This is a genomic window from Rhizobium sp. 01N424 (assembly GCF_056399485.1).
The window spans coordinates 89,700-110,043 of record NZ_JBFTRK010000008.1 but is presented as its reverse complement, the minus strand read 5'-3'; the positions used below and the strand labels follow the sequence as shown (position 1 = coordinate 110,043).

At 61.2% G+C, this 20,344-nt stretch carries 19 protein-coding genes; 12 read left to right on the top strand and 7 right to left on the bottom strand.

Going from position 1 to position 20,344, the window contains the following annotated elements:
* Positions 1-318, top strand: coding sequence for a TfoX/Sxy family protein (locus tag AC1DNK_RS19985; protein ID WP_112539220.1), 318 nt, complete (start codon positions 1-3; stop codon positions 316-318).
* Here the strand turns inward: AC1DNK_RS19985 and AC1DNK_RS19980 are convergent, their stop codons facing one another.
* The 5 genes from AC1DNK_RS19980 to AC1DNK_RS19960 all read right to left on the bottom strand — a co-directional run bounded on the left by AC1DNK_RS19980 (position 319) and on the right by AC1DNK_RS19960 (position 5,115).
* Positions 319-741, bottom strand: a complete 423-nt coding sequence (locus AC1DNK_RS19980; protein ID WP_477943028.1) for an NUDIX domain-containing protein — start codon at positions 739-741, stop codon at positions 319-321.
* A gap of 7 nt (positions 742-748) precedes the next feature.
* Complete coding sequence (locus AC1DNK_RS19975; RefSeq protein WP_477943027.1) at positions 749-2,254, bottom strand: DEAD/DEAH box helicase; 1,506 nt, start codon at positions 2,252-2,254, stop codon at positions 749-751.
* A gap of 157 nt (positions 2,255-2,411) precedes the next feature.
* On the bottom strand, positions 2,412-3,719 hold the full coding sequence (locus AC1DNK_RS19970) for a peptidoglycan DD-metalloendopeptidase family protein (protein WP_477943026.1): 1,308 nt from the start codon (positions 3,717-3,719) through the stop codon (positions 2,412-2,414).
* 101 nt (positions 3,720-3,820) lie between these two features.
* Entirely contained in the window at positions 3,821-4,645 is an 825-nt protein-coding gene (locus tag AC1DNK_RS19965) for a ferritin-like domain-containing protein (protein WP_477943025.1), read from the bottom strand.
* The gene (locus AC1DNK_RS19960; RefSeq protein WP_477943024.1) at positions 4,642-5,115 is read right to left on the bottom strand and encodes a peroxiredoxin; all 474 of its coding nucleotides are present in this window, start codon (positions 5,113-5,115) and stop codon (positions 4,642-4,644) included. Before AC1DNK_RS19960 ends, AC1DNK_RS19965 begins: the two co-directional genes overlap by 4 nt.
* A gap of 116 nt (positions 5,116-5,231) precedes the next feature.
* Between AC1DNK_RS19960 and AC1DNK_RS19955 the strand changes: the two genes are divergently transcribed.
* Entirely contained in the window at positions 5,232-8,633 is a 3,402-nt protein-coding gene (locus tag AC1DNK_RS19955; RefSeq protein WP_477943023.1) for a YhdP family protein, read from the top strand.
* Positions 8,634-8,682: 49 nt separating this feature from the next.
* Here the strand turns inward: AC1DNK_RS19955 and tyrS are convergent, their stop codons facing one another.
* Positions 8,683-9,939 (bottom strand): tyrosine--tRNA ligase, encoded by a 1,257-nt coding sequence (gene tyrS, locus AC1DNK_RS19950; protein ID WP_477943022.1) that lies wholly within the window; start codon positions 9,937-9,939, stop codon positions 8,683-8,685.
* Between the two features lie 120 nt (positions 9,940-10,059).
* Here tyrS and AC1DNK_RS19945 point away from each other — a divergent pair, with 120 nt between their 5' ends.
* Together AC1DNK_RS19945 and AC1DNK_RS19940 are read left to right on the top strand one after the other, a co-directional pair.
* Positions 10,060-11,202: an anhydro-N-acetylmuramic acid kinase gene (locus tag AC1DNK_RS19945; RefSeq protein ID WP_477943021.1), complete on the top strand. Its 1,143-nt coding sequence runs from the start codon at positions 10,060-10,062 to the stop codon at positions 11,200-11,202.
* Positions 11,203-11,218: 16 nt separating this feature from the next.
* Positions 11,219-11,698, top strand: a complete 480-nt coding sequence (locus tag AC1DNK_RS19940) for a GNAT family N-acetyltransferase (RefSeq protein ID WP_477943140.1) — start codon at positions 11,219-11,221, stop codon at positions 11,696-11,698.
* Here the strand turns inward: AC1DNK_RS19940 and AC1DNK_RS19935 are convergent.
* Positions 11,695-12,372: an alpha/beta hydrolase gene (locus tag AC1DNK_RS19935; protein ID WP_112516181.1), complete on the bottom strand. Its 678-nt coding sequence runs from the start codon at positions 12,370-12,372 to the stop codon at positions 11,695-11,697. The genes AC1DNK_RS19940 and AC1DNK_RS19935 overlap by 4 nt on opposite strands.
* Before the next feature lie 204 nt (positions 12,373-12,576).
* Here AC1DNK_RS19935 and AC1DNK_RS19930 point away from each other — a divergent pair, with 204 nt between their 5' ends.
* The 8 genes from AC1DNK_RS19930 to AC1DNK_RS19895 all read left to right on the top strand — a co-directional run bounded on the left by AC1DNK_RS19930 (position 12,577) and on the right by AC1DNK_RS19895 (position 20,344).
* Positions 12,577-13,743: a cysteine desulfurase family protein gene (locus AC1DNK_RS19930; RefSeq protein WP_477943020.1), complete on the top strand. Its 1,167-nt coding sequence runs from the start codon at positions 12,577-12,579 to the stop codon at positions 13,741-13,743.
* 143 nt (positions 13,744-13,886) lie between these two features.
* Positions 13,887-15,356, top strand: a complete 1,470-nt coding sequence (gene sufB, locus AC1DNK_RS19925; protein ID WP_477943019.1) for a Fe-S cluster assembly protein SufB — start codon at positions 13,887-13,889, stop codon at positions 15,354-15,356.
* A gap of 72 nt (positions 15,357-15,428) precedes the next feature.
* Entirely contained in the window at positions 15,429-16,184 is a 756-nt protein-coding gene (gene sufC / locus AC1DNK_RS19920) for a Fe-S cluster assembly ATPase SufC (RefSeq protein ID WP_112387290.1), read from the top strand.
* A gap of 23 nt (positions 16,185-16,207) precedes the next feature.
* The gene (sufD, locus tag AC1DNK_RS19915) at positions 16,208-17,482 is read left to right on the top strand and encodes a Fe-S cluster assembly protein SufD (protein WP_477943018.1); all 1,275 of its coding nucleotides are present in this window, start codon (positions 16,208-16,210) and stop codon (positions 17,480-17,482) included.
* A 12-nt stretch (positions 17,483-17,494) separates the two neighbouring features.
* Positions 17,495-18,736 carry a cysteine desulfurase gene (locus AC1DNK_RS19910; RefSeq protein WP_477943017.1) on the top strand — a complete coding sequence of 414 codons (1,242 nt, stop codon included), beginning with the start codon at positions 17,495-17,497 and terminating at the stop codon, positions 18,734-18,736.
* 10 nt (positions 18,737-18,746) lie between these two features.
* Positions 18,747-19,127 carry an SUF system Fe-S cluster assembly protein gene (locus AC1DNK_RS19905; protein WP_112387293.1) on the top strand — a complete coding sequence of 127 codons (381 nt, stop codon included), beginning with the start codon at positions 18,747-18,749 and terminating at the stop codon, positions 19,125-19,127.
* Positions 19,128-19,221: 94 nt separating this feature from the next.
* The gene (gene sufA, locus AC1DNK_RS19900) at positions 19,222-19,617 is read left to right on the top strand and encodes a Fe-S cluster assembly scaffold SufA (RefSeq protein WP_477943015.1); all 396 of its coding nucleotides are present in this window, start codon (positions 19,222-19,224) and stop codon (positions 19,615-19,617) included.
* 91 nt (positions 19,618-19,708) lie between these two features.
* A complete protein-coding gene (locus AC1DNK_RS19895) occupies positions 19,709-20,344 on the top strand; it encodes a LysE family translocator (RefSeq protein ID WP_477943013.1) in 636 nt (211 codons plus the stop codon).

Here is a 20,344-nt window from a genome sequence, read left to right as displayed (position 1 = left end):
ATGGACACGGCGGCGATCGAGGAAATGTTTCAGGGTCTCGGCCCTGTCACCATCAAGCGGATGTTCGGCGGCAAGGGGATCTATCACCTCGGCCGGATCATCGCGATCGAGCTGCGCGATGAAATGCTCCTGAAGGCCGACGAGAAGAGCGCGCCGGAATTCGCTGATGCCGGCGCCAGCCAGTGGTCCTACGAGGGCAAGAAGGGCAATCCGGTGAAGATGCCCTACTGGTCTATCCCCGAGAATGCCTATGATGATCCGGACGAGATGGCGAAATGGGTCAGGCTTGCCTACGAGGCAGCGCTGCGGGCCGAGTAGTCAGCGGAGGTCGGTGTCGCCGAGGAAATCGATTGCCGCACGGGCAAATTCGGAGAGTGGCTGCGGCAGCTCGTTGCGGCCGAACCATCCGAAATCGGAAAGCTTATCCGGCTCAGTGATCTCAGGATCGCCGCGAAAGTCGTCGGCGATGTAAAGCAGCGAAATCCAATGCTGCCTGTCGGCCTGGCTGAGCACCTCCGCCGGACCAAGCAGTCTGACAGTGCGGATTTCGAGGCCGGTTTCTTCCTCAGCCTCGCGGCGTGCGGCCTCGGCGGTGGATTCCATGAAATCCACCTTGCCTCCTGGAATGCTCCAGTGACTCGGTTCCGGCGCCTTGACGCGCTTATAAAGGAGAATCTTGCCGTCGCGCAAAATCACCAGGCCTACGCCGAGGCCTGGGAAATCGATGCCGGGCTGACCCATCGACGGATCAGACCTTGGCGCTGGCTGCAATCAGCATGAAGGCAGGGATGTCGTCGCCGAAACCAACCGGTGTCGGGCCGTCATCGTGGTCACGGTAGCGGCGGCGGTCGCGAGAGTCGTCGTTTGCCGGATAGGGCCGAGCGTTGCGCGCGTTGTTGTGCTGCTTGTTCTCTGCCTTGCGCTCTTGCTTCACGCTTTCGACCTTTACTGGGGCTGGTGCTGCGACTTCGATGATTTCGGCGGTAGTATGTTCGACGGCGGTATCAGATTTATGACCCGAAGCGCCACGGCCCTTGCCGCGGCCGCGATCGCGGCTCTTGTCGCCACGGCCGCCGCGTCCCGGACGATCCGTCTCCTTGCTTTCCTCTGCAGGAGGCAAGGCGCTGAGATCGCCGTTCAGCCATTCGACCTTCTCGCCGATCAGCTTTTCGATCGCATCGGTGAATTTCATATCGCGCTTGGTCACCAGCGTGAAGGCGGCGCCGGAGCGGCCTGCACGGCCGGTACGGCCAATACGGTGAACGTAATCTTCCGAATGGATCGGTACATCGAAGTTGAAAACGTGGCTGACATCCGGGATGTCGAGGCCGCGGGCTGCGACGTCAGAGGCCACCAGAAGCTGGAGCTGGCCGTCGCGGAAGTTCTGCAGCATGGTGGTGCGCGAACGCTGGTCCATATCGCCATGCAGCGCACCGACCGAGAAACCGTGCCGTTCCAGCGAGCGGAACAGATCGGCTACATCCACCTTGCGATTGCAGAAGATGATGGCGTTCTTCAGCTCTTCCTGGGCGCGCACGAGATCGCGCAGGGTAGCGCGCTTCTCATAATCCTTGCCATGGGTGGCGACGAAACGCTGGGTGATGGTCTTCGAGGCGGAGGCCGGCTTGGCGACTTCGATGCGCTCCGGGTTCTGCAGGAAGCGGTCGGCCAGCTTCTGGATCTCCGGCGGCATGGTGGCCGAGAAGAACAGCGTCTGGCGGGTGAACGGGATCATCTTGGCGATGCGTTCGATATCCGGAATGAAGCCCATGTCGAGCATGCGGTCGGCTTCGTCGATGACGAAGATCTCGACGCCGCTCATCAGCAGCTTGCCGCGCTCGAAATGGTCGAGCAGTCGGCCGGGCGTGCAGATCAGAACGTCGGCACCGCGCTCAAGCTTGCGGTCCTGTTCTTCGAAGGACACGCCGCCGATCAGAAGGGCGACGTTCAAACGGTGGTTCTTGCCGTATTTCTCGAAATTCTCGGCGACCTGGGCCGCGAGTTCGCGGGTCGGCTCGAGAATCAGCGTGCGGGGCATGCGGGCGCGGGCACGGCCCTTTTCCAGCAGCGACAACATCGGCAGAACGAAGGACGCCGTCTTGCCCGTACCCGTCTGCGCAATGCCGCAAATGTCGCGGCGCTGCAGGGCGAACGGGATGGCGCCCGCCTGAATAGGGGTAGGGATCGTGTAGCCGGCGTCGGTAACGGCGGAAAGCACTTTTTGGCTCAAGCCAAGATCAGCAAATGTCGTCAAAGGGAAAACTATTTCCGTTCAGGTTCGGCCGAACTCTGGCTGAGTCGGCGGGATTGCATGCCGCAATGCAGCGCGACATATTCCCAAACGGCTTGCAAGTCAAGGAATACGGGCCTTGCAGCCCTTGCACAGGTAAAGCTGTGGTTACTGCCTTTGGTTATTTTATATAGGTCGCCAGTTTAAACCCTGCATTCATGAAATACATCGGGTCTACGGCGCGGCCGTTCTGGCGTACTTCATAGTGCAGATGCGTGCCGGTGGAGCGGCCGGTGCTACCTGCGAGACCGATAACATCGCCACGATCGACGGTGTCGCCGACCTTTACCAGGATCTGCGACATGTGCCCATAGCGGGTGGAAATGCCGTTGCCGTGATCGACTTCCACCATGTTGCCATAGCCACCCGTCCAGCCGGCGGTGGTGACCTTGCCAGCGGCCGTCGGGCGAACCTTTTCGCCTGGGGCAAAGCGGAAGTCGATGCCGGAATGAAGTGCCAGGCGGCCGAGGAACGGATCGCGGCGGTTGCCGAAGGGGCTCGTGATGTCCTTGCCGATGCCGGGATTGCGGAAGGGCAGGGATTCGGCGGTATTACGCACGGTCTCGAGCCGGGTCAGCGCGGTGTCGAGCTGCACCAGGGAATTGTCGAAATCGTCTTCGCTCTCCGGCTCGACATAAGGGCCGCCGATGGCGCTGTCGTCATCGCCGGCTTTTGCCGTCTGCTGCGGGACTGAAATGCTGAAGCGGTTCAGGACGCTGGAAATGGCGTCGGCGGCATCGCCTGCATCGGCTGTCAGTTGATCGACCCGCGAACGCTGGTCTTCCTCGACGCCTTTCAGCGAAAGCGTGACCTTGGAAAACAGACGGTCGGCGCGGTCGCCGACGGTTTCAGGTGCGGGAACATAGGCGAGGGTGGTATTGTCAGGCGTGGCGTCCGCCGGTTCGCTGCCGCCTGAAAGCATCTTGTTGATCGCTGCGGCGCCGCCCGAAAGCGATGCGCGCTTGTCCTTGGTATCGGGGACGAAGGACTGGACCGGTGCCTGCACGTCCTTGTCCGTCAGGCCGGAGCTTTCGGCCCGGTCGAGCAGCGATCCGAGCTTCCCATGGCGCGAGGTCAGCGCCATCTGCTGTTCCATCAGCTTGTCGACCTTGTCCTCGACGACCTGCTGATCGAGCAACTGACGGGAGGTGACGCGGTCGACCTGTGCGCGCAAGGCTGCGATCCGGTCTTCGTAATCGTGCTGCATCCGGGCCTGGCGGGCCATAGTGGCCCCTATCAGGTCGTCGCGGAGTACGAGATAGGAGGTTGCGAGCAGATAGCCGATGGCGAAGACGCCGACAAAGCAGAAGGCAAGGGCGGCCATCCAGGGCTTGACCGTCATGTGACGGACCTTGTCGCCGCTTGCCAAAATGAGGATATGTTCCTGTGAACGCTTGCCGAATACGCGCTGGTGCTGTGCATGCGTCACGGAGAATCTCCCAATTGATGCGCCCGTGCTTCAATTGGATTGATTACACACTGTTAAGGTTAACAAATTACTTCGCTCATGGAGCCGGCGCACGCAATGGTTCAGCCACTGCTTGTCGATGTCAATGAACGGTAGAACGATGGCGTCAGTCCGGCTTCGGCACGTGCCAGGTCGTTGAAAGGCGGTTTCAGCGGGCCGCGAAAGTGTGCCCGGACGAGCTCTCGGAAGGTCTGAGCCGGATCTCTGCGTTCGCGGGCGCAGAGAAACCGGAACCATTTTGCGCCGATCGCGACATGGCCCTTTTCATCGTTATAGATGACATCGAGGATGGCGGCGCTTTCAAGGTCGCCGGTTTCGCGCATCTTCGCCTGCAGCGACGGCGTGACGTCGAGGCCGCGTGCTTCGAGAATGAGTGGGACGACGGCGAGCCGGGCGGTCAGGTCGTTGCGGGTAGAGTGCGCCGCCTGCCAGAGCCCGTCATGGGCCGGAACATCGCCGTAGTCGGCGCCGAGGTCTCGCAGCCTGTCGCGGACCATGCGGAAATGCTTGGCTTCCTCGAAGGCAACCTGCATCCAACCGTCGAAGAAGGAGTTCGGCACCGGTTCGGTGGCGAAGCGGGCGACGATGTCGAGGGCCAGATCGACGGCGTTGAGTTCGATATGGGCGATCGAATGAAGCAGGGCGATACGGCCGTGAACCGTGTGCAGCGAGCGCTTCTCAACCTGGGTCGGCGGAACAAGCTTGGGTTTCTCCGGGCGGCCCGGCCGCTCCGGCAATGGGGGATCGAGCGGCGAGCGCAGCGAAATCCGGCGCTCGAACCAGCGCGTCGCTGCTTCCTGGGCGAGTTCCGTCTTCCTGTCGAGATCGGCGGAGCGGATGGCGTCGATCGCGCCACCTCGCAACGACGTCATCGTCAGTGCGGTCATGCGGCGAGGTTCCTGACGGCCTGCAACACTGCCTCTGCATGGCCGGGCACTTTGACCTTCTGCCAGATGGTGGCAATGGTGCCGTCGGCGCGGATCAGGAAGGTGGTGCGCTCGACGCCCATATAGGTGCGGCCGTACATGCTCTTCTGTTTCCACACGCCATAGGTCTGCAGCACGGTCTTTTCCTCATCCGAAGCAAGCGCGACGGCGAGGCTGTATTTCTTGATGAAACGCTCGTGGCATTTGACCGAGTCGGGCGACATGCCGACGAGCCCGGCACCGGCCTTTTCGAATTCGCCGGCAAGCTCGGTGAAGCCGATCGATTCGGCGGTGCAGCCCGCCGTGTCATCTTTCGGATAGAAGAACAGAACCAGAGGTTTGCCCCTGAATTCTGCGAGCGATACGCGGCCGCCGCCATCACGCGGGAGGTCGAAGTCCGGGGCTTCGGCGCCGATGCCGATATCCGCCATGTGGAAACCTTTCTTTTGCCGGGTTTATGGGTGACACTTAACCCAGCCGATATATATTGGGCGAGTACCGGGCGAGCTAGACCGGAAATTGGAATTCAAGGAGTTACCCAAGACGTATGTCGGCGATCCGCGGCGAAAAAGTTACGTTTCGCAAGAAAGACATCGTCGCCTTGCATGAACTCCCTTCGGCCCAAACCGAAGATCCCATGATCGTGCATTGCCCGCCGCCGCGCTCCAAGCTGCGGCGCACCGCCGGATGGACCGGCGGATGTTTCGCCGTGCTTGTCCTCATTCTTGCTGTCATTGCCGCCGTCATCGAAAGCGGAATGGTCGATCAGACGCTCTCGAAGCAGGCGCAGATGGCGCTCAATTCGGCGATCGGTCCCCGATACAAGGCCGAGGTCGGATCGACCGTGATCCGTTTCACCTCCGGTCTTCGGCTGGCTCTCGAAGCGCGTAACGTCAACATGATCGACCAGCAAAGCGGCCAGCATCTGTCGACGACAGGCGCGATGCGCATGGCTCTCAATCCGCTGGCGCTGTTTCGCGGGCGGATAGCGATTGCCGATGTCGAGGCCGAGGATATCGCCCTCGACACGGCACTTCTGCCTTCCGGCAATCCGGTAAAGCTCGAAAATCTGCGGGTCGATCAGATCCCCGAGGCGCTGGAATCGGCTTTCTCCCATCTCGACCTGTTCGACAGTTTCGCACAGCGGGGCGGTACGGACAGCATCCGTATTTCAGGCATCGACATCAAGATCGCCGACACCGCCAACGGGCCGCTGTCGATCGTTGTCGATGATCTCGTTTTTTCCCGGCCGTCGGCAACGGCGCTGCATCTGGCCGGTCAGATCTCGATCAACGGCGAGCCGGCGATGCTGGATGTCCAGGCCGACAACCGCGACGGCAAGACCCAGCGCTTTACCGCCAAGCTCAGCCACGCCGATGTCACGCCGTTTGCCATCAAACGGAACGTGCTTGGCGAGATCCGGCAGGGGGTCAATGCATTTGCCGATTTTACCGTGTCGGCAGCGAGAGACGGCGAGGGTACCGATCCCGCGCTGAGCGCCGGCATTACGCTTGCGCCGGGTCTGATCTATGTCGATGGCGACCAGCAGGAACTCACCAGCGGGCAGATCAATCTCGATTACGACTTCAAGAAGCAGACGATCGAGATCGCCAAGTCGCACGGGCAGTTCGGCGCCACATCGGTGCCGTTCAACGGCGCGCTGATCGATCTCGACCGGCTCGATCCAGCGGCCGGCAAGGGTTTTGGGGTCGATCTCCTGGTTAGCGGCGGCAGCGCTTCGCCCGTTGGTTCCGGCGAGCAGCCGGTACCCTTCGATATCCAGGCTAGCGGCCGCTTCATGGTCGCTACCCGCGAATTGCAATTCCCGGGCATCACGGCCTCCAGTCCACTTGGACAGCTTTATGGCGCTCTGCATGTGAAATTCGGCAACGTCTCGCCGGAGATAAGTTTTGCCGGGCAGTCGCAGCAATTGCAGACGGCGGCGATCAAGCAGCTCTGGCCGTTCTGGATGGCGCCGAAGGCGCGCGACTGGGTGTTGAAGAACCTGTTCGGCGGAACGGTGAGCGATGCCTCGATTTCGGTCTTCATCCCCTTCGGCCGGCTGGACGAGGCTGTCGGCAAGGGGCTGAAGCTCGACGAGAACCAGATCAAGATCGATTTCGATATCGCCAATGCGCGGATGAACGTTGCCGGCGATATTCCGCCGATCCGCGATACTGCGGCGCATTTCGATCTCAAGGGACCGCGGGCGACGGTGTCGATCAAAAGCGGGCGGTCGTTCTTTCCGTCCGGGCGTACGGTGGATCTCGGCGAAGGCACGTTCGTGCTGCCGGCGACTTACGACAAGCCGCTGATGGCGGAGATGCAGCTTGCCATATCGGGGGCTGCCGATGCCGTCGGCGAACTGCTTACCTATAAGCCCGTGCAGGTGCTGCAGCGCGCCAACCTCGTGCCGCAGGATCTCAGCGGCAAGATCAGCGCGACGGTACAGGCCCGTTTCGGACTGGTCAGCGCCCAGAACCCGCCACCACCGGACTGGAAGGCGTCGATGCAGCTTTCGGGCGTCGACGTCGCCAAGCCGGTGTCCGGCCGCAAGATCACCAATCTCGATGGCACGCTCAACGCTGATCCGAAACAGGTGACGCTTGACGGCAAGGGGCAGATCGACGGCGTTCCTGCCGATATTTCGCTGCTGGAGCCGGTCGACAAGAATTCAGGAATCTCGCCGGAGCGCGAAATCACCGCGACGTTGACCAACGACCAGCGTGAAAAACTGTTGCCCGGTCTGTCAGGCATCATCGACGGCAGCATCAAGGTAGAGCTGACGCGGATCGACAACGACCGTCAGGCCGTCAGTATCGACCTGTCGCGCTCGACGCTGCAGCTTCCGTGGATCGGATGGTCGAAGGGGGCGGGCATTCCGGCTGGGGCGGACTTCGAGATATCCGGTCCGGCAGACAATACGCAGGTCAAGAATTTCAAGTTGAAGGGCGACGGTTTTGGCGCCAGCGGCTCGCTTGTGGTCAGCAAGGGCGGACTGACCTCTGCGACATTCGATAGCGTGAAATTGTCGTCGCTCGACGATTTCGCGATCTCCATCCGCCGCGCCAAGGGTGTCTTCGAAGTCTCGGTTTCGGGCGATACCGCGGATGCGCGGCCGATCCTGGCCAGGTTGAAGAACGGCCAGAACGGTAGCGGCGACGGCGACGGGAAGTCCGACAGCGGCGGCGACATCACTGTGCGCGCCAAACTCGGACAGGTGGTCGGCTTCAATGACGAGCGTCTGCGCAGCCTCGATGCGCTCTACATGATGCGCGACGGCGATCTGCAGGTGCTCAACCTTTCAGGCGTGACCGACAGCGGCGAGGCGGTGGTAACGCAGATGAAGGACGGGCGGATCCTGAACGTCACGACCGGTGACGCTGGCTCCGTGTCGCGCTTTGCCGATTTTTACAAGCACATGCGCGGCGGGCTGCTCAACATGACGGTGCGCTTCGGCAATGGCGGCTGGGATGGTTCTGCCGATGTCCGGCGGTTTTCGATCGTCAACGAAGACAGGCTGCATTCGATCGTCTCAACCCCTGTCGGCCAGGACCAGCGAAGCCTGAATTCGGCGGTCAAGCGCGATATCGATACATCGGCACAGCGCTTCCAGCGGGGCTTTGCCCGAATCGTTTCGCAGGGCGGCGTCGTCAGCATCGAGAACGGTGTGGTGCGCGGCGAGCAGATCGGCGCGACCTTTCAGGGCACCATCCGCGACCCGAAGGGCAATATGGACATGACCGGCACGTTCATGCCGGCCTATGGGCTGAACCGCCTGTTCGCAGAATTGCCGGTTATCGGCATCATTCTCGGCAACGGTTCCGATCGCGGCTTGATCGGCATCACCTTCAAGCTGACGGGCAAGTTCGACAAGCCGAACCTGCAGATCAACCCGCTGTCGATCATCGCGCCCGGCGTCTTTCGTAACATCTTCGAATTCCAATAAAAAAGCCGGCGCGAGGCCGGCTTTCGATGATGGCTAACTTGCCCGCTTATCAGGCAGCGGGACGGATCAGGATGTGCTTCTTCTTGCCGAGCGACAGCTTGATCACGCCATTGGCGGTGATCTCGCTGCTACCGATCATCTTGCGCTCGTCGCTGACGGCCTGATCGTTGATGCGCACGGCACCACCCTGAACGTGACGGCGCGCTTCGCCATTCGATGCGGCGAGGCCGGCACGGACGATCAGGGACAGCAAGCCGAGACCGGCATCCAGTTCGGCGGATGGAATTTCGACCGACGGAAGATCGTCGGAAAGCGCGCCTTCCTCGAAGGTCTTGCGGGCGGTTTCAGCTGCCTGCTCGGCCGCTGCACGGCCATGCAGGATAGCCGTCACTTCGGTCGCGAGGATCTTCTTGACCTCGTTCAGCTCTGCGCCGCCAATGGCCGAGAGGCGGGCGATTTCATCCATCGGTAGGGTGGTGAACAGCTTGAGGAAGCGCGGAACATCGGCATCCTCGGTGTTGCGCCAGTACTGCCAGAAGTCATAGACCGGCAGCAGCTCGGCATTTAGCCACACGGCGCCCGAGGCCGACTTGCCCATCTTGGCGCCCGAGGAGGTGGTCAAAAGCGGCGAGGTCAGCGCGTAGAGCTGCTCTGTCCCCATGCGGTGACCGAGATCGATACCGTTGATAATGTTGCCCCACTGGTCGGAACCGCCCATCTGCAGGCGGCAGTCGTAGCGCTTGGCAAGCTCGACGAAGTCGTAGGCCTGCAGGATCATGTAGTTGAATTCGAGGAAGGACAGCGACTGCTCGCGGTCGAGACGCGTCTTGACGCTGTCGAAGGACAGCATGCGGTTGACCGAGAAGTGACGGCCGACATCGCGCAGGAATTCGAGGTAGTTCAGCGAGCGGAGCCATTCGGCATTGTTGATCATCAGCGCCGCGTTGGCAGGCTTGCCGTAGTCGAGGTAGTTCGAGAAGCAGCGCTTGATCGAGGCGATGTTCTCTTCGATCATCTCGATCGTCATCAGCTTGCGCGCTTCTTCCTTGAAGGAGGGGTCGCCGACCATGCCGGTTCCGCCGCCCATCAGCGAGATCGGGCGATGTCCAGTCGCCTGGAACCAGTGCAGCATCATGATCTGCGTCAGGTGGCCGACGTGAAGGCTCGAGGCCGTCGGGTCGTAGCCGATATAAGCCGTCACGGTTTCCTTGGCGAGAAGATCGTCGAGGCCGGATTCATCGGAGATCTGATGAATGAAGCCGCGCTCTTTCAGAGTGCGCAGGAAATCGGATTTGAACTCGGACATGAACTTCGTCTCTTGAGGCTTCGGAGGGAATTGCGATCGGCACTTGTTGAAGCGCCGCGGCGCGTTTAGCACTGTTTTGCCGAAAGTGCACTATTCGGCCGCAGAGTTTTTGGAGGAAGCATGCCCGGAGTGAGAACCGCGATCGGCCTGATGAGCGGCACGTCGATGGACGGTATCGATGTGGCTCTGCTCCGGACGGACGGCGCGGGCGTCGTCGAGCGCGGGCCGTTTCTGGGCGTCGGCTATGATGCTTCATTTCGCAACCGGCTGAAACTGGCGCTCGAACAGGCAAAGACGATCAGGAAGCGAAGCGAACGGCCGGGTGATCTCGCTGACATCGAGCGCGAACTGACGCTACGGCATGTGGCTGCCGTTAGGGAGTTTCTCGACACGAACGGGATCGCGGCCGAAGCGGTGGATGTGCTCGGTTTTCACGGCCAGACCGTTCTGCATCGTCCAGACGAGGCGCTGACCGTTCAGATCGGCGACGGCGCGTTGCTGGCGAATGAAACCGGGATTGCCACGGTTTTCGACATGCGCGCCAACGACATGGTGCATGGCGGACAGGGTGCACCGCTGGTTCCCGCCTATCACGCGGCACTGGCTGCCAACATAGACGGCGCCAAACTGCCGGTCTGTTTCGTCAATATCGGCGGGATCTCGAACCTGACCTATGTCGGTGCTGACGGGACGGTGATCGCCTATGACAGCGGTCCCGGCAATACGCTGATCGACCAGTGGGTCGAGGCGCATGCCGGCATTCCCTTCGACCAGGGCGGGATGATTGCCTCGGAGGGGCGTATCGCCGATCATCTGGCGGAGCGCTATCTCGCAAGCCCGTTCTTTACCGCCGCGAAACGCCGTTCGCTCGACCGCAGCGATTTTTTGCCGCCTTCAGGTGGTGATGCGGAGCTCGCCGATGGCGCACGCACGCTTGCCTACGTGGCGGCTGCCTCGATCATCAAATCCGCCGGTCACCTTCCGGTGACGCCCGCGCTCTATGTGATCTGCGGCGGCGGGCGGCTGAACCGGGTGATCATGCGTGACCTGACGGAACTCGCTGCTAGGCAGAACGCAGCGGTGATTTCCGCCGAGGATGCCGGTTTCAACGGTGATGCGATGGAGGCGGAAGCCTGGGCCTATCTGGCAGTCCGCTCGCTCGAAGGATTGCCGCTGACCTATCCGGGAACGACGGGTGTGCGGGAGCCTGTCAGTGGTGGAGTGCTTGCGGAGGTGAGACGTGGAGACCATTCTCGAGACTGAACGGACGCGCCTCGTGATGTGGCAGCCGGATGATGCGCGGCTGGTGCATGACCTGCATTCGACAATGGCGACGAGCCGCTTCATGTCCGGTGGCGAGCCGTGGAATATGACGAGGTGCGAGGAGCGCATCGCTCAATGGTTCCGTGAACAGGCCGAGGATGGGACGACGAAATACAAGGTTCTCAGCCGGGACGGTGGCCGCTTTATCGGGCGCGCGGGGATATCGCTGCACGATCGGGAAACCGGCGAATACGAGATGGGTTACGCGTTTCGTGAAGATGAGTGGGGCAAGGGCTTTGCGACGGAAGTGGCCCGGGCACTGATCGACTGGTTTTCGGCAAGAAACATGGGCCGGCTGATCGCCTTCACCCATCCGGACAATCATGCGTCGCAGCATGTGCTGCGAAAGGCCGGAATGCGGCAGATTGCGCCGCGCCATATTGATGGCTTCGTGGCGCCGACCTTTGAGGTGGGCGCCACGAATAGCAATTCCTAGCGGATGCGCTTTGCAGCCGGCTCCGGCACCAGTTCGCCGTTCAGGCGGCGATCGAGGTAATCCTCGCATTCGGCCATCAGCGGCTCGACCTGGCCGTTGAAGAAGTGGTTGGCACCCGGCACCGTGCGGTGGGTGATCAGGATACCTTTCTGGGTCTTCAGCTTCTCGACGAGGCCGTTGACGTCCTTTTCAGGCGCGACCTTGTCCGAATCGCCGTTGATGATCAGGCCCGAAGACGGGCAGGGCGCCAGGAACGAGAAGTCGTAGGTATTCGGCTGCGGGGCGATCGACATGAAGCCTTCGATCTCCGGGCGGCGCATCAGAAGCTGCATGCCGATCCAGGAGCCGAAGGAATAGCCGGCAACCCAGCAGGTCTTCGAATCGGGATGCAGGCTCTGCACCCAGTCCAGCGCCGAAGCGGCATCCGAAAGTTCGCCGGCGCCGTGGTCGAATTCGCCCTGGCTGCGGCCGATGCCACGGAAATTGAAGCGCAGTGTCGTGAAGCCGCGCTTCTGGAACATGTAGAAGAGTTGGTAGACAATCTGATTGTTCATCGTGCCGCCGAACTGCGGGTGCGGGTGCAGGATGAGGGCAATCGGGGCGCTTTTTTCCTTGGAAGGCTGGTAGCGGCCTTCAAGACGGCCGGCTGGGCCGTTGAAAATGACTTCGGGCATCGGTACTCCGGGTTTTATTTTCGCGTTCGGACTGCGCAGACTTGACGGACGTTGTCAGCTTTTCTAAAACGCAGTTTAGAACAATTCGAAACTTTGCATGGCAAGCCACGTCGTGTGGAACGTGTCATACGGCAAGCCCGACGGAAATTTCAAGAAAAATGAGCCGGGCGGCCAAAGCAGAAACCAAACGCAGGACCTGAGATCATGGCGTTGCCCCGCCTTTATCTTGATTGGAACGCGACGGCGCCGCTGCATCCTGCAGTGCGCGAGGCCATGCTGCGCGCCATGGATCTGTTTGGCAATCCGAATTCCGTGCATGCGGAGGGCCGTGCCGTCAGGGCCGCGATCGAGGGTGCGCGCCGTCAGGTCGCAGCGCTTGTCGGCGCCGAGGCTTCGCATGTGGTGCTGACCAGCGGCGCGACGGAAGCTGCCAATATGGTGCTGACGCCGGAATTCCGCATGGGGCGCACGCCGCTGGCGGTCGAACATCTCTATTATAGCGCCGTCGAACATCCGGCCGTGCGCGAGGGCGGACGCTTTTCGAAGGACAAGACCAGCGAAATTCCGGTCACATCGGAAGGTGTGGTCGACCTTGAGGCGCTTCAGGCGCTGCTGGCCAATCATGACGTAGCGTCGGGCCTGCCGATGGTGGCGATCATGCTGGCCAATAACGAGACCGGCATCATCCAGCCGATCCGCGAGGGTGCCGAGATCGTCAAGGCGCATGGCGGGCTGCTGGTCGTCGATGCGGTTCAGGCAGCAGGCCGTGTCGAGATCGATATCAACGCGCTGGGTGTCGACTTCCTGATCCTCTCGTCGCACAAGCTTGGCGGCCCGAAGGGTGCCGGTGCCTTGGTGTCGCGCGGCGAGATCCTGATGCCGAAGCCGTTGATCCATGGCGGCGGGCAGGAGAAGGGTCACCGTTCGGGGACAGAGAATTCGCTGGCTACCGTCGGTTTCGGGGCAGCAGCCGCTGCGGCGCTTTCGGACTTTGCCGAACGGAACGGACGTATTGCGGCCTTGCAGCGCCGTCTGGAAGACGGCATGCGGAATGCCGCACCTGACGTCGTCATCTATGGCGCTGAGGGTCCTCGGATCTGCAACACCACGTTTTTCACGCTGCCAGGGCTGAAAGCCGAGACAGGGCAGATCGCCTTCGATCTCGAAGGTGTGGCGATTTCGGCGGGTTCGGCCTGTTCTTCGGGCAAGGTGGGCGAAAGCCATGTCCTGGTCGCCATGGGCCATGACCCGCAACTGGGCGCGCTGCGCATCTCGCTCGGCTTTGCGAGCAGTGACGAAGACATAGACCGGGCGCTCGGCGCCTTTGCGAAAATTGCCGGGCGGCGAAGGCCGGCTGGAGAGGCGGCCTGAGCGCCTCAGAAAATTGCGGAAACGGAAATTTCCGCTTGCCATCAGGGCTGAAAAGGCCCTTTTGGCCCACTACATAAGGGGCAATCAAAAAATGCCCGCACGACAGCCTGCCGGCCCTTTACCCGGCGAGATTGGAGAACGACATGCCAGCCGTACAAGAAACGGTTGATCGCGTCCGCGAGATCGACGTCGATCAGTACAAATACGGTTTCGAGACCATCATCGAAATGGACAAGGCGCCCAAGGGCCTGTCCGAAGAGATCATCCGCTTCATCTCCGCCAAGAAGCAGGAGCCGGAATGGATGCTGGAATGGCGCCTTGACGCCTACAAGCGCTGGCTGACGATGGAAGAGCCCAACTGGGCACGCGTCGATTATCCGAAGATCGATTTCAACGACCTCTATTATTACGCCGCGCCGAAGAGCACGCCGGGCCCGAAGTCGCTTGACGAAGTCGATCCCGAAATTCTCAAGGTCTATGAGAAGCTCGGCATTCCCCTGAAGGAACAGGAAATCCTGGCCGGTGTCGAAAAGCCCCGGATCGCCGTCGATGCCGTCTTCGACAGCGTCTCCGTCGTTACGACCTTCAAGGCGGAGCTGAAGAAGGCCGGCGTGATCTTCATGTCGATCTCCGAAGCGATCCGCGAGTATCCCGAGCTGATTCAGAAGTATTTGGGTTCCGTCGTCCCGACCACCGACAACTACTATGCGACGCTGAATTCTGCCGTCTTCACCGATGGTTCGTTCGTCTTCGTTCCGAAGGGCGTTCGCTGCCCGATGGAACTGTCGACCTATTTCCGCATCAATGAGAAGAACACCGGCCAGTTCGAGCGGACGCTGATCATTGCCGAGGAAGGCGCTTACGTGTCCTACCTCGAAGGCTGCACGGCGCCGCAGCGCGACGAAAACCAGCTGCATGCCGCTGTCGTCGAGCTCGTTGCGCTCGATGATGCCGAGATCAAGTATTCGACGGTCCAGAACTGGTACCCAGGCGACGCCCAGGGCAAGGGCGGCATCTACAACTTCGTCACCAAGCGCGGCGATTGCCGCGGCGACCGTTCGAAGATTTCCTGGACGCAGGTCGAAACCGGCTCGGCGATCACCTGGAAGTATCCGTCCTGCATCCTGCGCGGCGACGATTCCAGAGGCGAGTTTTACTCGATCGCCGTTTCCAACGGTCATCAGCAGATCGACTCGGGCACCAAGATGATCCATCTCGGCAAGAACACGTCGAGCCGCATCGTCTCCAAGGGCATCGCTGCCGGCGTCTCGCAGAACACCTATCGTGGCCAGGTCTCGGCCCACCGCAAGGCTTCGAACGCCCGCAACTTCACGCAGTGCGACTCGCTGCTGATCGGCGACAAGTGCGGCGCCCATACGGTGCCCTACATCGAGGCGAAGAATTCGACCGCGCAGTTCGAGCACGAGGCGACAACCTCGAAGATCTCCGAAGACCAGCTGTTCTACTGCCTGCAGCGCGGCATCCCCACCGAAGCAGCGATCGCCCTGATCGTCAACGGCTTCGTCAAGGAAGTCCTGCAGGAGCTGCCGATGGAATTCGCCGTCGAAGCGCAGAAGCTGATCAGCATCTCGCTCGAGGGGTCCGTCGGCTGACGCCGTCGCGATTTACTATTCAGGGGCGCGACTGAGAGCGCCCGTTTCCGAACGCTTTTATGGAAAAAGAACATGCTTGAAATCAGAAACCTGCACGCCCGCATCGCCGAAGACGGCACCGAGATCATCCGTGGTTTGAACCTGACGGTGAAGGCCGGTGAGATTGCTGCGATCATGGGGCCGAACGGCTCCGGCAAGTCGACGCTCTCCTACATCCTGTCGGGCCGCGAAGACTATGAAGTCACCGAAGGCGACATTCTCTATAACGGCGAGAGCATTCTTGAACTCGACGCTGCCGAGCGTGCCTCCAAGGGCATTTTCCTCGCCTTCCAGTATCCGGTCGAAATCCCGGGCGTTGCCACCATGCAGTTCCTGAAGGTGGCGATGAACGAGCAGCGCAAGGCGCGCGGCGAAGACGAGCTGAAGACGCCTGATTTCATGCGCCTGGTGAAGGATGCGGCCGCCAAGCTGCAGATCAACACCGAGATGCTGAAGCGTCCGCTGAACGTCGGTTTCTCCGGCGGTGAAAAGAAGCGCGCCGAAATCCTGCAGATGGCGCTCCTGCAGCCGCAGCTTTGCATTCTCGACGAGACGGATAGCGGCCTCGACATCGACGCGCTCAAGATCGTGGCCGACGGCGTCAACGCGCTGCGCTCGCCGGATCGCGCCGTCATCGTCATCACCCACTACCAGCGCCTGCTCGATTACATCGTGCCTGACACCGTCCACGTTCTCTACAAGGGCCAGGTGATCAAATCAGGCGACAAGACGCTGGCGCATGAGTTGGAAGCCAATGGCTATGCCGACATCATCGGAGCGGCAGCCTGATCGAGGCGGAAAGGACGACGTCCATGAACATGCAGACGACGAGCCGCCTGACTGCTGCGGAAGCAGCGCTGATCGAGGCTTTCAACAACCAGTTCGGCGAACTGCCGGGCGACGGCGCGGTCACCGCGACGCGCGACCGCCTGCTTGACGATCTGAAGAAGTCCGGCCTGCCGACGCGCCGCGTCGAGGCCTGGCACTATACCGACCTGAAGAACCTGCTGCGCGCGATTCCGGCTGTGGCCGGCGATGCCGCTTCGAAGAGCGTGAAGCCGCTCGTCGAGGGATCCTCGGTGCTTTCGATCGTCCAGGGTCATGTCGATGCCAAGGCTTCGGTGCGTGATCTCGACGTCTCCAGCTACGCGCAGCATCTGCTCGACGGTTCGGCTGCGACGTCGCTTGGCGCACTCGGCGCCGATGACGCGGTCGGCCGTATCAACGGCAGTTTCGTGCGCGACGGCTACGTGATCGACGTTGCCGATGGCACCGAACTCGACAAGCCTCTCGAAATCGACATCGTCCATGCCGGCGGTCAGATCCATACGCGTCTGCCGGTGACGTTCGGCGCCAATGTCAAGGGGACAGTGATCGAGCGTCACCTGACGGTGACGTCGGATGCGGCGCTGGTATCTCATGTCAGTGACATAACCATCGGCGAAGGCACCGAACTCACCTGGATCATCTTGCAGCAGCAGGGCGCCGATGACACGCATCTCGCCCAGATCCGCGTCGATCTCGGCGCCGACGCCAAGTTCAGGCTGTTCGTGATCAATGCCGGCGGCAAGCTGGTACGCCAGGAATTGCATATCAAGGCGACCGGCGAGGGTTCCGACCTGACGCTGCGCGGCATCAATTTGCTCGGCGGCGATACCCATACCGACGTCACCATGGTTCTCGGCCATAACGTGCCGAATACCGCTTCGACAGAGATCATCCGCAACGTCGTATTCGACCGCGCCAAGGGCGTCTTCCAGGGCATGATCCGGGTTGCCCCGGATGCGCAGAAGACCGACGCCAAGATGGCCTGCAACACGCTGCTGATGTCGGATGATGCCGAATTCTCGGTCAAGCCCGAGCTCGAAATCTTCGCCGACGACGTGCAGTGCGGCCATGGCGCCACGGTTGCCGATATCGACCACAACCATCTCTACTATCTGATGGCGCGCGGTATCCCGGAGAACAAGGCGCGGGCGATGCTCGTCAATGCCTTTGTCGCCGAAATCGTCGAGGAACTGGAAGACGAAGCTTTGGTCGAAGCGCTTGAGGGCGTGATCTCGGCTTGGCTTGAAAAGCACGCCTGATCGGATCGCATTATGGATAAGATCGCGCCAGTAACCGCCTATGACGTCGAAGCCATTCGCAAGGATTTCCCGATCCTCGCGAAGCAGGTGTATGGCAAGCCGCTGGTCTATCTCGACAACGGCGCCTCGGCGCAGAAGCCGCAGGCGGTGATCGACGCGATCAGCCATGCCTATTCGAACGAATATGCCAATGTGCATCGCGGCCTGCATTTCCTCTCGAATGCGGCAACCGAGGCTTACGAGGCCGCGCGCGAAAAGGTGCGCCGCTTCCTGAACGCGCCGTCAGTTGACGAGATCGTCTTCACCAAGTCCTCGACCGAGGCGATCAATACGGTCGCCTATGGCTGGGGCATGCCGGAGATCGGCGAGGGCGACGAGATCGTCCTGTCGATCATGGAGCATCATTCCAACATCGTTCCCTGGCATTTCATCCGCGAGCGTCAGGGCGCCAAGCTAGTCTGGGTCGATGTGGATGATGAGGGCGCGTTTCACATCGAGGCCTTCGAAAAGAGCCTGACGGAACGCACCAAGCTGGTGGCTATCACTCATATGTCGAATGCGCTCGGCACCGTCGTTCCGGTCAAGGAAATCTGCCGCATCGCCCATGAGCGCGGCATTCCGGTGCTGGTCGATGGGTCGCAGGGTGCGGTCCATATGCCTATCGACGTGCAGGATCTCGATTGCGACTGGTACGTGATGACCGGCCACAAGCTTTACGGTCCGTCGGGCATCGGCGTTCTCTACGGCAAGAAGGATCGGCTTCGCGCCATGCGCCCGTTCCAGGGCGGCGGCGAGATGATCTTCGAGGTTACCGAGGACAACGTCACCTATAACGAGCCGCCGCACCGTTTCGAAGCCGGTACGCCGCCGATCGTGCAGGCGATCGGTCTCGGCTATGCGCTGGACTACATGGAAAAGGTCGGCCGCGAGGCTATATCCCGCCATGAGGCCGATCTGACAGCCTATGCCACGGAGCGGCTGCGCGACGTCAACTCGCTGCGCGTCATCGGCACGGCGCCCGGCAAGGGCGGTATCTTCTCGTTCGAGCTTGCGGGCCTGCATGCCCATGATGTCTCGACGGTGATCGACAGGCGCGGTGTCGCGGTTCGCGCCGGGACGCATTGCGCCATGCCGCTCTTGAAACGCTTCGGCGTGACCTCCACATGCCGTGCATCCTTCGGCATGTACAATACCCGTGCCGAGGTCGATGCCTTAGCCGATGCGCTTGAATACGCGCGCAAGTTCTTTGCTTGAGGATACTGTTATGAGCCTTGACGACAGCGAACAGAAGATCGACGTGCGCGAGGGCATCGTGCATTCCAGCATTCCGGCGGAAGAGCTGGCACGCCTCAGCGATGATGTCATCATGGCGCTGAAGACGGTCTATGATCCTGAAATTCCTGCCGACATCTTCGAACTCGGGCTGATCTACAAGATCGACATCGAAGACGATCGCATGGTGAAGATCATGATGACGCTGACGGCGCCTGGTTGCCCCGTGGCCGGCGAGATGCCGGGCTGGGTGGAAAACGCCGTCGGTTCCGTCGAGGGTGTGTCCGGTGTTGAGGTCGAGATGACCTTCGATCCGCCGTGGACGCCTGACCGAATGTCGGAAGAGGCGCAGGTTGCTGTCGGCTGGTACTAATTGGTGGCTGGTATTGATCGGTTAAGCCACTGGCACTACATTTGATTCATGAAACACCGGACCTTCAATCCGTGTGCGTAAGGAGAATGAGCCGATGGGCTTTGCAGTGATGAGCATGACGCAGGAAGCGGCCGATCGCGTGAAGGCGATCGTCGGCGGTGCAGGAGCGGATGCCAAGGGTATTCGCGTCGGCATCAAGAAGGGCGGCTGCGCCGGGATGGAATATACCATCGACATGGTGACAGAGCCCAATCCGAAGGACGACCTGATCGAGCGCGATGGCGCGCGCGTCTGGATCGAGCCCTCGGCGGTGCTTTATCTGCTTGGGACCCAGCTCGGCTTCGAACAGACGACGCTGCGCTCCGGTTTCACCTTCATCAACCCGAACCAGACATCGGCCTGCGGCTGCGGCGAATCCGTCGAGCTGAAGCCCGCCGATCTCGCGGCACTCGCCGCGCAGGGCAATCCGGTCGTGACCGCTTCGCATTGATGCGCGGTCTCATGGCCACCGACAGGCCGCCAGCGATGGCGGCTTTTTGTTTTGCAGTTGTCCGGTCGCGGCGGCGTAACATCTCTCAGGCATGATCATCGAAACGCTGCTTCTGCTGTTTGCCAAAGGCGCTCTGCTCGGCCTCGTCATCACGATACCGCCGGGCGCGATCGCGACGCTTTGCATCGACCGCAGCCTGAACCGCGGCTTTGCATCGGGGGCTGCGATCGGCATCGGGGCGGCACTCGGAGATTCCATCTACGCGCTGGTTGCCGCTGCGGGTCTCGCGATGGTCTCCGACGTCGTCGATACCTATTCGCTGATGATCGCTGCCGTCGGCGGCGTGCTGCTTCTCTTCCTCGGCATCCGCGACCTGGTGACGCCGCCGGCTACAGCGCGGGAAGTGGGCGCCGGTAATCTCTTCCGTCTGATCGCCTCGACCTTTCTGCTGGCAATCTCCAATCCGGGGGCGCTGCTCTCCTTTGGCGGATTGTTTGCGGGCCTTGGGCTTGTTGACGGCAATACGGTCACGGAGACGGCGGCGATCGTCATCGGCGTCTTCTTCGGGGCGATGGCGTGGTGGGTGGCGCTGAGTGCGGCGGTCAATCTTGCCAGAGACAGGATTTCCAGCGACGTGACGCTGCTGATCCGCCGCATTTCCGGCTGGCTGATCATCGGCTTCGGCATTGCAGTGCTTGGCTATGCCGCCATTAATTTTCTCGGATAA